The 15099-nt window shown below is 34.2% G+C and carries 10 protein-coding genes, 3 pseudogenes and 2 riboswitches; of the genes and pseudogenes, 6 read left to right on the top strand and 7 right to left on the bottom strand.

The features are described from left to right. Window positions 1–23: 23 nt before the first annotated feature. The 7 genes and pseudogenes from OEI98_RS11790 to OEI98_RS11760 form a co-directional block, all read right to left on the bottom strand. Entirely contained in the window at window positions 24–1388 is a 1365-nt protein-coding gene (locus OEI98_RS11790) for a Na+/H+ antiporter NhaC family protein (RefSeq protein ID WP_006569539.1), read from the bottom strand. A 30-nt stretch (window positions 1389–1418) separates the two neighbouring features. Next, entirely contained in the window at window positions 1419–1799 is a 381-nt protein-coding gene (locus tag OEI98_RS11785; protein ID WP_266040688.1) for a universal stress protein, read from the bottom strand. A 129-nt stretch (window positions 1800–1928) separates the two neighbouring features. Continuing rightward, a pseudogene (locus OEI98_RS11780) lies at window positions 1929–2437 on the bottom strand (sensor histidine kinase KdpD); the annotation flags it as partial. Window positions 2438–2674: 237 nt separating this feature from the next. After that, window positions 2675–2833 carry a rubredoxin gene (gene rd / locus OEI98_RS11775; RefSeq protein ID WP_003871221.1) on the bottom strand — a complete coding sequence of 53 codons (159 nt, stop codon included), beginning with the start codon at window positions 2831–2833 and terminating at the stop codon, window positions 2675–2677. A gap of 154 nt (window positions 2834–2987) precedes the next feature. Beyond that, window positions 2988–4391, bottom strand: a complete 1404-nt coding sequence (locus OEI98_RS11770) for an ISLre2 family transposase (RefSeq protein WP_266038050.1) — start codon at window positions 4389–4391, stop codon at window positions 2988–2990. A gap of 127 nt (window positions 4392–4518) precedes the next feature. Next, the gene (gene thiC / locus OEI98_RS11765; protein WP_019907952.1) at window positions 4519–5817 is read right to left on the bottom strand and encodes a phosphomethylpyrimidine synthase ThiC; all 1299 of its coding nucleotides are present in this window, start codon (window positions 5815–5817) and stop codon (window positions 4519–4521) included. Window positions 5818–5862: 45 nt separating this feature from the next. Beyond that, window positions 5863–5970: riboswitch (TPP riboswitch) on the bottom strand. A gap of 291 nt (window positions 5971–6261) precedes the next feature. Then, on the bottom strand, window positions 6262–7305 hold the full coding sequence (locus tag OEI98_RS11760; RefSeq protein ID WP_266037134.1) for an IS30 family transposase: 1044 nt from the start codon (window positions 7303–7305) through the stop codon (window positions 6262–6264). 208 nt (window positions 7306–7513) lie between these two features. Continuing rightward, window positions 7514–7624, top strand: a riboswitch (SAM riboswitch). Between the two features lie 67 nt (window positions 7625–7691). On the opposite strand from OEI98_RS11760, the gene OEI98_RS11755 reads away from it, so the two are divergent. The 6 genes and pseudogenes from OEI98_RS11755 (at window position 7692) to corA (ending at window position 15028) form a co-directional block, all read left to right on the top strand. Then, the gene (locus tag OEI98_RS11755) at window positions 7692–8975 is read left to right on the top strand and encodes a homoserine dehydrogenase (RefSeq protein WP_003871219.1); all 1284 of its coding nucleotides are present in this window, start codon (window positions 7692–7694) and stop codon (window positions 8973–8975) included. A 26-nt stretch (window positions 8976–9001) separates the two neighbouring features. Further along, complete coding sequence (locus tag OEI98_RS11750; protein ID WP_019907951.1) at window positions 9002–10285, top strand: homocysteine synthase; 1284 nt, start codon at window positions 9002–9004, stop codon at window positions 10283–10285. 20 nt (window positions 10286–10305) lie between these two features. Next, a complete protein-coding gene (gene metX / locus OEI98_RS11745; RefSeq protein ID WP_003871217.1) occupies window positions 10306–11406 on the top strand; it encodes a homoserine O-acetyltransferase MetX in 1101 nt (366 codons plus the stop codon). A 99-nt stretch (window positions 11407–11505) separates the two neighbouring features. Next, a pseudogene (locus OEI98_RS11740) lies at window positions 11506–12641 on the top strand (Gfo/Idh/MocA family protein). Between the two features lie 44 nt (window positions 12642–12685). Further along, window positions 12686–14067: pseudogene (locus tag OEI98_RS11735) on the top strand (RsmB/NOP family class I SAM-dependent RNA methyltransferase). Between the two features lies 1 nt (window position 14068). Next, a complete protein-coding gene (corA, locus tag OEI98_RS11730) occupies window positions 14069–15028 on the top strand; it encodes a magnesium/cobalt transporter CorA (protein WP_004404430.1) in 960 nt (319 codons plus the stop codon). The last annotated feature ends 71 nt before the right edge of the window (window positions 15029–15099 follow it).

Here is a 15099-nt window from a genome sequence, read left to right as displayed (position 1 = left end):
AGCAGGAATAAAATCCTGCTTTTTTAAAATTCTTCTATTGTAGCATTGCTATATTGTTTATTACTTTCTATAAACACGATAAGTATTGATAATATAGGGAATAATAGATTTAAATAAGCATAGGGAAGATAGTCAATGACTTTTACTCCTAAAACTGCAGAAGGAAGCATTGCTGCTAAATTCCAAGGTATTATACCGGCAAGTATCATGCCTGAATCTGCTATTGCTCTTACCATCATATCACTTTTTACGTTAAGATTTCTAAATACGTCTAACATTATGCGGGAAGGTAAAATTACAGAAAGGGCTTGATTGCAAGTTATTACTGCCATTAAAGTGCTTAATAACATTGTGACCAAATAGGCAATTTTAGGGTTTTTAATTTTTTGGGCTTTTCTAAAAACTGCTTTTATAATTCCTGTCCCTTCTAATATTCCAGAGAGAGCGGTAGCAAAGGTTACTACTCCTATCATTGGGAAGATTGAAATCATACCTCCTCCTGAAAAGATAGATTTAAATTCTGGAATATTAGATATATTTCCCAACATAATGACTTTTAAAGAATCTATAGGGTTATAACCATTTAGTAAAGAGACAAAGTAGGAGAGAAGGACAGCAATTGAAAGATTTATCTTTGTAGAAATCCTGAAAAAAGCCAACGTTATAATCATTATAGGAGCTAAAAACAAGAAAAAGTTTATTTTATAATTTTTCAAAATTATAGCTGCAAGATTGTCAAAGGTGTGCGGCGAAGAAATATTAATGTGAAGACTTAAAAGATAGTACAATAAACCAGTTAATACAAAAGTAGGAATCGCGGTTTTAAAAAGAGATTTAAGTACATTGTATTGTTCAATTTCTCCCATATCTGACAGAAGAATAACATTTCCTGCAAGGGGAGAAGTCCTATCTCCTATAAAAGAACCGGATATTACTGCACCAGCAACTATTGGAAGAGAATAGCCAAAGCCATGGGCTAGTCCCATTATTACTATTCCAATAGTACTAGCGGTTCCTACAGCTGTACCTAAAATCATTGAGATAATAGAGGTTGTGATAAAAGACACCAACAAAAAAGCTTGTGGTTTTAAAAAGTGGGAGGCGTAGTAAATAAGAGCAGGAAGGGTTCCATTCTGTTTCCACAAGGCAACGAGGGCTCCTATCAAAAGGAGTATAATCATCACATTTATACCTTTTTTAATTCCTTTAATTGACATATTGATAAGTTCTTGAGGCGAAAAACCGTTTATCAAAACAATAGCAAAGGTTATTATATAGCTTATAAAAAGCGGTATATAGGGAGGTTGGTGAAAAACTAATACCATTGTCATGGTTATGGCTAAAATTAACAAAAAAGTTATAAGTGAGATTCTAAATTTGTTTTCCATTTTTCACTGCTCCTTTTAGTAATGAAGAAGTTATTTATAAGGTATTACGTGAATTTCTATATTTTTTGCTTTTTTAATTAACTTTATAACAGTAGAACCTCTAAAAAAGGTTTGCAGTCTTGACCTTTGAGAATGCCCTATTATTATTTGTGTAATGTGCATTTGCTTTGCAAATTTTAAAAGCTCATCAGACACGCTTTTTCCTGTCAATGTGTAGACTTCTGCTCCTAATTGTTTTGCTAACATAAAATGGCTTTCTAAAACTTCTTTATCTTTTTCAGTAAGTTTAGGTGCAAGAAAATGTGTACAGTTTACATACACTACTACCCAATCACATTTGAATCTTCTTGCTCTCCTTGCACCCCTTCTTATAAGCTTTTTAGATAGTGGATTTGGTGTTATACACACCATTATTTTTTCATTTGTTTCCCATGTATCAGTTATTCCATGCTCTTTCATATATTCTTCTAATTCTATATCTACTTCTTCGGCGGTAAGTCTTAGCATTAACTCTCTTAAAGCATTTAAATTTCCCTTTCTAAAAAAGTTAGATAGACACTCATCGACTTTGCTTACTGGATAAATATCTCCTCTTTTTAATCGATTAAGCAAAGCATCAGGAGTCAAATCTACAGCAACAATTTCATCTGCGTTATCGACTATGCTGTCAGGGATTGTTTCTCTTACAGCAACACCTGTGATTTGTTGAATAACGTCATTTAAACTTTCTAAATGTTGGATGTTAAGTGTTGTAATTACATTTATTCCATGGCGCAAAATTTCTTCCACATCTTCATATCTTTTTTTGTGCTTAGAGCCAGGCGCATTCGTATGTGCCAATTCATCTATCAAAACTACTTCTGGTTTACGAGCAATTATGGCGTCGGTATCCATTTCTTCTAATATCATGCCGTGGTATTCAATTTTTTTCGCGGGATTATTTCTAAATTTCCTATTTGTGCTTCTGTCTCTTTTCTTCCATGAGTTTCCACATAACCTATTACTACATCTTGACCTCTTTTAAGACGCCTGTTGCCTTCATTGAGCATTGCATAAGTTTTTCCAACACCAGGAGCATATCCTAAGAATATTTTTAATTTTCCTCGCTGTTGCTTTTTTATAATTTCTAAAGCTTCTTCAGGAGTTAACCTCCTAAAACCTTCACTCATTAAATTTACACGCCCTCCACAGTTTGATTATATCTTTGTTTGAGCATAATGATTTCATACAACTATAATAATATGAATCTTATTAAAAATCAATAAAAAGAGAGAGCAATTGCTCCCTCACATTTTTTCAAACATATCTTTTCCTACTCCACAGTCCGGGCAGACCCAATCATCAGGCAATTCTTCAAAAGGAGTTCCTGGTTCAATTCCTTGTGATGGGTCTCCTTCTTCTGGATCATAGATGTACCCGCATACTGTGCACTGCCACTTTTCCATAAAAAATACCCCCTTGATGTTTTCCTCTATTATAGCAGAAATTAGCAAAGAAAATCAAGGGGGAATGTAAATAGATAGTGTCAAGATACTGTAGGATTTTTTTAAGACAACCCCTGAAACTTAGTTAATTTCAGCCTCCAACTTATCATGCTTTTTATATAACTTGTGCATATTTTAATGCTCTTAAAACCCTATATATTGGCGTTACTTTCCCTATATTCAAAACCGTAATATTGTTTATTTTTTCATTTGTAGACGTTTTAACTCTCCTTACTGCCTCTTTTATTTGCTTCTTCGTTAATTTGTAGCTCCCTTCATTTATATTCTTTCTCTTACCCCATTCTATTTCTCTCAAATCTCCTCCATTCTTGCTGAATACTCTTAATTTCGCCATTAACTTTAATCCTTCTCTACTCCATCCTAATGGATTCCTACTTAATCTAGAAGAAAATACATGACTTATATGCCCTTCTGCACTGCATCCTATTACATCTTTGTCTTTACTGTATATCTCTACTCCTTCCCAATTATTTAGTATGTACCTCTTGGCCTCTTTTACCTTCTCTTTTTCTCTCTCTTCCTTTGTTACCTTTATTAGTTCATTAAATACCTTCTTTAGTTCTTCTTTATCTCCTTCATTTATTGCTCTCCATATCTTATCCCTATACTTTGGCTCTTTTGATGTCGCTTTCAATACGTATTTGTTTAAATGATATCTGTCTAACACAAACCTTGATTTTACTATCCATTTTAATCCCTCTTTTATCCACGGTGCTCCATCTCCTGCTATGTATATCTTCTCTATCTTCTCTTCCTTGTAATTTTCTTCTATGTAATTTGCTACATCTATCCATATGTCTTCAGCTTTCTCTCCTACGTATGCCTTGTAATGCACATTTCTCAGTACATTTCTACCATTTTTCTCTTCTTTACCTTCATGTATGTATATCAATCGCGGTGTTTCATTGCTGCCATCTTGCAAAGGCACATGGTCTTCATCTGCTTCTATGTATAATACCCTTACTTCTTTCTTCTCTTTTATTTCTCTCTTTACCTCTACTTCTCCTATTTCCCTTATTGCGTTTAATACCGTCTGTTTACTTAACTCCTCTGGACATGCTTTTTTACTGCTTCTTTCATATGATTCTTCTATTGCGTTCTCTACTAACTTTATTTTTACACCTTTTTCTATCCTATCGTGCCGTCCTATCTCTAATGCATCATCCACCAAATATGTATATCTTCCATCCTCTCTGGATTTGTAATATGTCCTCTCATATTCTATATCCCCAAGGATTGTGGTTAATCTCTTTTTATCTTTCCTCTCTACTACCCATTTTTCTTTCCTTCTCTTATCTTCTTTTATTATCCTATCTAACTCTTCAATAATTGCTTCTATTGCCTCTCTACCTAGTTTGTCCGTGAGTTCTTTTATCCTTGCTGCAAGCTCTGTAATATTCATTCCTTTGTTTAATAAATCACTAAAAATTTCTATCACTTCTCTAGTGAAATTTAGAGCATTTTGTAGTATAATATCTTCAAAGATATGTTTGTTCACAAGAGACACCCCTTTCTGTGTTGTTTTGTTTTCCATAATCTATTTTATCACAGGGGTTGTCTCTTGTTTTTTTTACTCAAAAAATCCTACGATAATTTTACACTATGATGTAAATAAGGCAAAGGTATTAGCAAGTCATAGTTGAAGTTCCAAGGTACTCACTGACAATTTTCATAGCGCAGAATTTTCCGCACATACTGCAAGTTTTGGCTGTAGATATGTTTTTATTGACGCGATATTTAAAAGCTTTATCAGGGTCTATAGAAAGCTTTATTTGCTCATCCCAGTTTAAGGCTTTTCTAGCTCTAGCCATAGTTAAATCTTTTTCTTTAGCACCTTTTACGCCTTTTGCGATATCTGCAGCATGGGCAGCTATTTTTGCTGCAATAACGCCTTCTTTGACATCTTCTTTGTCTGGAAGTCCGAGATGTTCAGCGGGTGTAACATAGCAAAGGAAATCAGCACCAGAAGCTGCTGCAATTGCTCCTCCGATTGCTGAAGTTATGTGGTCATAACCAGGAGCTATATCAGTCACAATAGGGCCAAGCACATAAAAAGGAGCGTTGTGACAAAGTTGTTTTTGAAGTTTTACATTTGCTTCAATTTGGTCAATTGGCACATGCCCGGGTCCTTCTACCATAACTTGAACTCCTGCCTCTCGAGATTTCTTTACCAATTCGCCAAGGATTATAAGTTCTTGAATTTGTGCTGCGTCTGTAGCATCTTCAAGACAACCTGGACGCAGTCCATCTCCTAAGCTTAGAGTTATGTCATATTTTTTAGCAATATCAAGGAGTCTATCAAAATGTTTATACAAAGGATTTTCTTTGTTGTTATGGAGCATCCAAGCAATTGTAAAGGAGCCACCGCGGCTTACTATATCCATCACTCGGCCGTTGTCTTTAAGCTTTTTCAATGATTCAAATGTTAGACCACAGTGGACTGTAATAAAATCAACCCCGTCTTTTGCTTGTTCTTCTATAACTTCAAAAATAAATTCTTCAGGCATAGCTACAATGCTACCGTATTTGGATATAGATTCTACAGCTGCTTGATACATAGGGACAGTTCCTACAGGGACAGGGGAATTTTCAAGTATTTTTCTACGAGATTGGTTAATGTCGCCCCCTGTGCTTAAATCCATTACCGCATCTGCTCCAGCTTTTACAGCAACATTTAATTTTTCAATTTCTTTTTCAATTTCAGGGTATGCATCAGAGGTTCCTATATTGGCATTTACTTTTGTCGATAAACCCCTTCCTATGCCTTTGGGAATGAGGTTTTTGTGGTTGATGTTTGATGGTATTACTATTTCTCCTTTTTTAACTCCTTCTAAAATAAATTCTTCGTCTACTCCTTCATACTCTGCGACTATTTTCATCTCTTTTGTGACAATGCCTGAAAGGGCGTATTCCAATTGTGTCATAATAAAAACCTCCTTAAAAAATAAATAAACCATGGGGATTATAGCCATGGCAGATGACCACATCCCTACGCAGGTACTAACCTAACAGGTTCGATGGGTTAAAAGGCAACACCTTTTTCTCAGCCGGTTACGCCGGCACCCCATGTGGCAAATATTAAATTTTTATAATCGATAGGGTATAAATATTATACAATATTATTATACCACTAAAAAAAATCGGCGTATATTATAATTTAGAAAAAATTTAAGATATAAATTGCAATATTAAATGCAACACCTAATGAAAATCATGTAGATATAGGATTTGGAACAAATCATATATAACCTTAAGCCCATCTTAGTTAACAAATTGAGCGGAGGTCGTGATTTGTCAAGGGTTTAAGTCAGGCGAAGCCTGCCCCTTGACAAATCACGAGCGAGCTCTATACTTTATAAGGGATGGGCTTAACAGATTTTTGCCAGCTCTTCATAAAAGCATTCTTTAGGTGTTTTATAATTTAACAATTTTCGAGGAAGGTTATTAAGCCAGTTTTCTACTCTCTTTATCGTATCTATAGATAAATGTTTAATACTTTTACCTTTAGGGATGAAACGTCGTATAAGACCGTTATGTCGTTCATTTGTACCTCTTTCCCAAGATGAATATGGATGTGTATAATATACTTCTACGCCATATTCTAAAAGAGCACTTTCTAAATCACTAAACTCTGTACCATTATCAGATGTTATTGTTTTAAAGACCTTGCTTAAATTGTCACCAAACATATCTTTTAATTTTGATAGTGCATCTTTAACAGATTTACTGTCTTTTGTATCCAATAGTAATATTATTTCATGGCGAGTCTTACGCTCTATTAATGTTAAAAGCACCTTGTCATTAGACTTCTTGCCAATTAACGTATCTATTTCCCAATGCCCAAAAACTTCACGGCTTTCAACTTCTTTAGGCCTAAAATCAATACTTTTACCCATAATACGTTTATTTTTACGGTTTTGTTTCTTCCTTGGTTTTAAACGTAGTTTTAAAGGTAAATCAATGTTTTTAACTTTTAATAATCCTCTATCTATATAGTTGTACAGTGTTTTAGTACAAACAATGGTTTTATTATTCCAGCTTGGGTCTTTTTTACAATAGCCTACAACTGCATCTGGTGACCATTTTTCATTTAATATTTTATTTTCAGCATATTTCAAGAAATCTTCTGCTTTAGCTACTTTAAATTTAGCTCCGCAATTTGAACGATTTTTTTCGTAGATAGCTTGACCGGTTTCAGGAAAATAGCTTGTATAAGAAGATAAATCACTTCTAAGTTGTGTAGTAGTTCCACGTTTAATTTCACGGCTTATAGTGCTTGGAGATCGATTAAGTTTTTTAGCAATATACCGAATACTTCTTCCTTCTTTGAGTAATGCATAGATCTCTCCTCGTTCATAGCTACTTAAGTGTTTAAAAGAACGATTTTTTGTGGTATCATTATTATGAACCATAGTGAAAATCCTCCTTGTATGATGTTGAGTTGACACCTATATCATACACGATTTTCACTATGGTTTCTATTTTTTTATCTGTTGCATTTAATTATACAACTAACCAAAAAATTTAAGAAAGAGTACAAAAAAAGTTCTTGACTTTACAGTTTCAAAGTGATAACATAGATTACAACATGCAAAATTGAATATAATATTACACACAAACCTCTTATCAAGAGTGGTGGAGGGACTGGCCCGATGAAACCCGGCAACCGGCATTTATATGCGTCTGGTGCCAAATCCTGCAGGTTAGGGTGTCTAACCTGAGAGATGAGAGGAGTGGCGGATTATTAGGCCCTCTTCTCATTGAGAAGAGGGCCTAAAAATTTATTTGGAGGTGTGACATGAAAATAAAAATCGGATTATTAGGACTTGGAACAGTAGGAACAGGAGTATATAAATTGATAACTTCAAGAGGAGGTCATATAAGGGAGAGTACAGGGGTTTATCCTGAGATAAAGAAGATACTCGTGAAAAATCTCAATAAGCCAAGGAAAGTGAAGGTAGAAGGACTACTTACCCAAAATGCTGAAGAAATTTTGAAAGATAAAGAGATAAAAATAGTTATTGAAGCAATAGGAGGTATTTCTCCAGCTTACGAATATGTGAAGGAGGCTTTGGCTTCAGGGAAGCATGTAATCACTGCAAATAAAGAATTGATAGCTAAGCATGGAGAAGAATTAAATGAAATAGCAGAAAAGAATAGAGTATTTCTAAAATGTGAGGCAAGTGTAGGTGGGGCTATACCTATACTGCATCAAATTGATAGATTAAAAATTACAGATGAAATAGATTTTGTAGGCGGTATAATAAATGGCACTACTAATTATATTCTCACCAAAATGACTACTGAAGGTAGAAGTTATAAAGAAGCACTTAAAGAAGCCCAGCAATTAGGATATGCAGAAGCAAATCCCGATTATGACGTAAAAGGCTTTGATGCCCTTTATAAGCTTGCTATATTAATGAGGAAAGTGTTCAATATAAACGTGCCAGTAAATTCTATAACCAGAAAAGGAATAGACGAAATCACGACTCAAGATTTAAATTACATCAATAAGTGGGGATATAAAATAAAATTATTTGCCTGGGGCAAAAAAGTCAAAGATGGCATCTTTGCAGGAGTGGAACCAGTTTTAGTCGAAGAAAATAATATTTTGTCAAGGATAAACGACGTAAATAATGCTATCATACTTAGAGGGGATAGTTTTGGTGAATATGTTTTTGTAGGAAAAGGTGCTGGAGAACTTCCTACAGGGGATGCTGTAGTGGCAGATTTAATTGATATATTGTTAAACTATGATATCAAAGATAATAAGAGGATAAACTTTCTTCCAATTCGTCAGGGAAGTTTTACAGATACTTTTTATATAAGGCTTGAAACTCATAAAGAAAATATTTTAGGTTTGAAAAAAGTTTTAAAGTTTTTAAAAGAACAAAAAGTATCAATTGTGGAATCTTCCTATGAAAACGGCACATTTACAGCTATTGTTAAAATGAAGAAAAGTGTTGAGACATTTACAGAAAAATTAGAAAAAATAACCGAGATAAAAACTATTTTTAAAGTTTTGCAAGAGGATATAACAGAAGAAGTAAGTAAATTTGAGGATTTTGTAGAAGTGATTTAAAAAATTTTGTGAAAGGAGTTAAAAGTATGTCTAAAAAATATGGTTTTTCAACTTTGGCAATTCATGAAGGGTGGGAGCCTGACCCAACTACGGGAGCTGTAGCCCTTCCTATATATCAAACTTCTTCCTTTGCTTTTAAAAGTACACAACATGCTGCAGACCTCTTTGCCTTAAAAGAAGAAGGGTATATATATACTCGAATGATGAACCCCACAGTTGACGTTTTTGAAAAGAGAATAGCTGCATTAGAAGGTGGGGTAGGTGCCCTTGCTGTATCTTCAGGTCAAGCAGCTATAACGCTGGCAGTTACTAATATCGCAGGAGTAGGAGACGAGATTGTATCTTCTACCAATCTTTATGGAGGGACTTATAATCTTTTTGCGACTACTTTGAAAAAGTTTGGTATAAATTTTAAGTTTGTGGACCCCAGCAATCCTGAAAACTTTAAAAGTCAAATAACAGATAACACAAAAGCTTTGTACGTTGAGACTATTGGCAATCCAAAGATTGACGTGGCTGACATTGAAAAAATAGCAGAAATTGCCCACACTGCAGGAATTCCTCTCATTGTAGATAATACTTTTGCAACTCCTTACCTTGCACGGCCTATCGAGTTTGGGGCTGATATAGTGGTACATTCGGCGACTAAATTTATAGGTGGACATGGGACTTCTATAGGTGGAGTTATAGTAGATTCTGGAAAATTTAATTGGGACAATGGAAAGTTTCCAGAACTTACAGAACCAGATCCAAGTTATCATGGTATAAGGTATGTAAAAGATGTAGGCGAAGCAGCTTATATTGTAAAAGCGAGGGTGCAGCTTTTAAGGGATTTGGGTACTGCTTTGAGTCCATTTAATGCATTTTTATTCGCACAAGGATTAGAGACTCTATCTCTTAGGATGGAAAGGCACAGTCAAAATGCTTTAAAAGTTGCAGAGTTTTTAGCTTCTCATCCCTACGTTTCGTGGGTGAATTATCCAGGACTTAAATCAAGTCCCTATTATGCTTTGGCACAAAAGTATTTGCCAAGAGGGCAAGGAGGAGTTTTGACTTTTGGCATAAAAGGCGGATTAAAAGCAGGCATTAAGTTTATAGAGAGTTTAAAATTATTTACTCATCTTGCTAATATAGGGGATGCAAAGTCTTTGGTTATACATCCAGCCAGCACGACCCATCAGCAGTTATCAAAAGAAGAACAGTTAGCTTCTGGTGTTACGGAGGATATGATAAGACTTTCTGTAGGGCTGGAAGACATAGAAGATATATTAGAAGACCTTGATAATGCCCTTTATGCATCGCAAGAATAGATAAGGAAAGGTTGATGTAAATGATAGTTGAGGAAAAAAAGGTTACACTAAAAGGGAAAAATATATTCACTACAGAAAGTGGATATAGCTTTGATGAACTTACTATTGTTTATGAAACTTATGGAAAATTAAATAAAGAAAAAAATAACGTGATACTTGTGGAACACGCTTTAAGTGGCAGTGCCCATGCAGCAGGTATGCATCCTGGGAAAAATAACGTGGGCTGGTGGGACCCTTTAATTGGTCCGGGCAAGTATATTGATACAGATAAGTATTTTGTCATATGCTCTAACTTTCTTGGCAGTTGTTATGGAACGACAGGCCCTTCTTCTATAGACCCTAAAACAGGAAAACCTTACGGTTTAAGGTTTCCAAAAATTAATATAAGAGACATGGTGAGAGTGCAGAAACTTCTTCTAGATTATCTTGGCATAGACCGGATAAAAGTCGCTATTGGAGGGTCTATGGGAGGAATGCAGGCTTTAGAGTTGGCAGTGACATACCCGGATTTAGTGGATAAATCTATTGTCATAGCTGCTGATTATAAGCTTACTCCTCTTAATATTGCGTATAATCATGTAGGAATACAATGCATACTAAATGACCCACATTTTTACGGCGGTGATTACTATGATAAGCCCCATAAACCTGATAAAGGATTGAGCACTGCCAGAATGCTGGGAATGATAACCTACAAAAGTGGTGATTTATTTGACTATAGATTTGATAGGTTAAGAGATGAAAACAATTTTGAAGTGGAAAATTACCTCAACTATCATGGTTTGTCTTTTATAAACAGGTTTGATGCAAATTCATATTTATATATTTTATGGGCTATGAATGAACATGACATTACGAAGCCTTATGGTTCTTTGAAGATGGCACTTAAAAGGATTAAAGCGGAAATACTCATGATAGGGATAGATACAGATATGATTTTTCCTTCTAAGTACATGAGGGATTTCATTAAAAAACTTAATGCTTCAGGAGGGTGTGGCAAATTTGAAGAAATATCTTCAATGCAAGGTCATGACTCTTTTTTGGTGGATATAGATAAGATTGGACCTATTATTTCGGATTTTATAGAAGAAACATACAATAAAGAAATGGTTTGTGTATAATTGTAAAAGAACAGTCCCTTTTAAAAGGGGTTGTTCTTTTTTATGCTTTATTAATGTTATAATTAAAATATATCGTAATTTTATAAAGAGGTGATTTTAATGTCAAAAAAAGAAATAAAACTTGGCTTTATAGGGCTTGGCTTTATTGGGACAATCCATTCTATAGCTTGTTTTTCAATGCCTTTAATATTTAAAAACCTTCCTTTTGAAGTGAAACTTGGACCTGTGTACAAGAATAACATAGAAGATATACCACATTTTTTTGAAAAAGGTGTAAAAAGTATTGAAGAAATGTTGGAAGAGGGCGGCCTTGATGCTGTCGACATATGTACCCCTAATTACCTTCATTATGAACAGGCGATGAAAGTGATAGAAAAAGGCATTCCATTATATCTTGAGAAGCCAATAGGAGTTAACGGCAAAGAAGCCTATGAAATAATGGAAAAGGCAAAAGAAAAAGGATAATACATCAAACAGCTTTAATGTATAGGTTTATGCCCGCTGTAAACCAGGCAAGAGACATGATAAAAAATGGAGAGATAGGTGAAATTTTAAATTTTAAGGCGTTGATGCTTCATTCGGGCTATATGGACCCTAAAAGGCCTATGTCCTGGAAAATGAAAAAAGCTACTTCTGGTGGTGGAGCAATAGTTGACATGGGGATACACCTTGTGGATGCAGTAAGATTTATGATGGGAGAAATAAAGTCTTTAAGATCAAATTCGAAGACATATTTTAAAAAAAGGCCTGTATCCAAAGGCTCTGAAATTTATGAAGAAGTGGATGTAGATGACTGGACAAATGTAGAAATAGAAATGAAAAATGGAGGATGGGGAAGTATCGAAGCCTCAAGGATATCTGCCGACCTTGAGGAGGAGACTCGATTTGAAATATACGGTACAAAGGGCTCAATAAAAATATCTACAAAACATCCTCGTTATGCTGTATTATATAAAAAGCAAGATAATATCCAAATAATTGGCGATTACGATAAAAAAAGCAAATTTAGCGAGTATGTGGAGTCAATATATCCTACAGAAAAGTATTCTCTTGGATGGATGGTAGATTTACACATGGCAAGCCTTATAAATTTTTTTACAAATATAGTAGAGGATAAAATTGTATTTAGTGAGACACCCACTTTTGAGGAAGCCTACAAAGACCAGGTTATTTTGGATAAAATATTATTATCAGCTGAAAATAATGGGAAAGTTATTAGTAATCTAAAAGATTAGTTGTCAGTATATTATTCAATCAATAAGATAGGGGTAGTAATAAGATGAAAATTACAGTAAAAAAAGAGTTTTTGAAGAGAATGGAGCAATTACTTAAAGAAGAGTATGAAGATTTTTTAAAGGAATACGACAAAAAGCCTCAAAAAGGCTTAAGAGTGAATACATTAAAAATCGGTGTAGAAGAGTTTAAAAAAATTGTTCCTTTTGAGATAACCCCAATTCCTTGGTGCCCAACTGGGTTTTATTATGATAAAGAAGAAAAGGCGGGCAACCATTTGTACCATATTTTAGGACTTTACTATATTCAAGAGCCGACAGCGATGGCAGTTGTGGAGGTGTTAGACCCTAAACCAGGGGAAAAGATTCTCGATGTAAGTGCAGCGCCCGGTGGTAAGACTACACACATAGCTACGAAAATTGGCGATGAAGGAATAATTGTTGCTAATGAAATAGATAAAAAAAGAATAAAAGCACTGGTGGAAAATGTAGAGAGAATGGGAATAAGAAATATTGTCATAACAAATGAAACTCCTGAAAAGTTGGCTACCGCATTTGAAGGATATTTTGATAAAATTTTGGTAGATGCTCCTTGTTCAGGAGAGGGAATGTTTAGAAAAGACCCTACAGCAAGGAAAATTTGGTCTTTAAATAATGTCATGAGTTGTTCTATTACACAGAGAAATATTTTGCGAAGTGTAGCTCCTTTATTAAAAAAGGGAGGCATTTTGGTTTATTCTACCTGTACTTTTGCTCCTGAGGAGGATGAAGGAGTTATAAAAAAATTTTTAGAAGAACATCCTGAATTTGAAATTGAAGAAAGTGAGATTAGCAAATTCTTTGACAGAGGGCATCCCGAATGGGTTGAAGGTCCTGAAGATTTAAAAAAATGCATGAGATTATGGCCACATAAGGTGAGAGGAGAAGGACATTTTATTGCGAAACTGAGAAAAAAAGAGGAAGAAGAACCAGACTCTAGATTTAAAAAAGCAAAAGGCAGAAAAAAGCAAAAAGAATTACAACTATTTTACGATTTTGCTGATAAATATCTTAATTTAGACTTAGATAATCTAAATATTGAAGTGCATAATGATTTTGTTTACCATGTATCAGAGGGTTTACCGGATTTGAGTAATATAAAGGTATACAGATACGGTTGGCAGTTAGGGGAGCTTAAGAAAAACAGGTTTGAGCCTTCTCACTGGTTGGCAATGGGAATTAAAACTTTACAAGCTAAAAGACTTTTGGAACTTGAAAGAGAACAAAAGGAAAAATATTTAAAAGGAGAAACTTTTGAATTGGACTTAGAAGACGGCTGGATTTTTTTACTATAGAAGGGTTTCCTGCGGGATGGGGCAGAATTGCAAAAGGGGTAGTTAAAAATTATTATCCTAAGTGGCTTAGAGATATAGAAGTATGGGAGGAATGAAATGATTAGGTGTTTATCATATTCACAAGGGGAAATTGTCAGTATTTCCCCTAATACTATTACAGAAAAAATTAACAATAAAAATCTTTTATGGGTTGATTTAGAAAACCCAACTGATTCTGAAATCAAAATATTAAGCGATGTTTTTAAGTTTCATCCTCTTACTATAGAAGATTGTCTCCATAGGAAGCAGCGGTCTAAAGTAGAAAACTACAAAGATTATTACTTTATAGTAATGAATGTTTTTAAAGGGAGAAAATTGGAAGAGGAATTTAGAATTTCAGAAATTTTTCTTTTTGTTTCTCAAAATTATATTGTTACAGTTCATTGGGGTAATATGGAAGTTGTGAATACTGTTTATGAAAAAGCAAAGAGCGCAGCGAATATTTTTGAGAGAGGAATTGATTTTTTGCTTTATAATCTTGCAGATGAAATTATAGATGATTATTTTCCTATTGTAGATGAAGTGGGAAATAAAATTGATGAAATTGAAGCAGAAATTTTTGAAAAAGAGAGTAAAGAAATTCAAAGTAAGATATTTCTTCTAAAAAAGAACATGTTGAAATTGAGAAAAATCATAACAGCGCAAAGAGAGGTTTTAAATACGCTTTTAAGGCATGACTTCGTTATAATAAAAGAAGAAAACAAATTGTACTTTATGGACGTTTATGACCATATAATGCGCTTGTTTGACTTTATTGATACTTACTATGACCTTCTCACTGGTACTTTAGACCTTTATATGTCTTACATATCAAATAGAATGAATGGGGTTATGAAGACTCTTACAATTATAGCGACTATAATTATGCCTCTAACCCTTATTACTGGTATCTATGGGATGAACTTTAAAAATATGCCTGAACTTAATACAGAATATGGTTATTTTGTTACTCTGGCGGTTATGGGAATTATAGCTTTTGCAGAAATTTTGTATTTTAAAAGAAAGGGATGGTGGTAATAAAAGCCTAAATATTAGGGGCTTTTATTTTTTTATGCTTTAAAATTTCAAACTTGAGGGAATAATATTTT

The sequence above is a fragment of the Thermoanaerobacter sp. RKWS2 genome (assembly GCF_026240795.1).
Classification (GTDB): domain Bacteria; phylum Bacillota; class Thermoanaerobacteria; order Thermoanaerobacterales; family Thermoanaerobacteraceae; genus Thermoanaerobacter; species Thermoanaerobacter ethanolicus.
The sequence above is the reverse complement of the archived record's forward strand: the minus strand, read 5'-3'. Positions and strand labels throughout refer to the sequence as shown.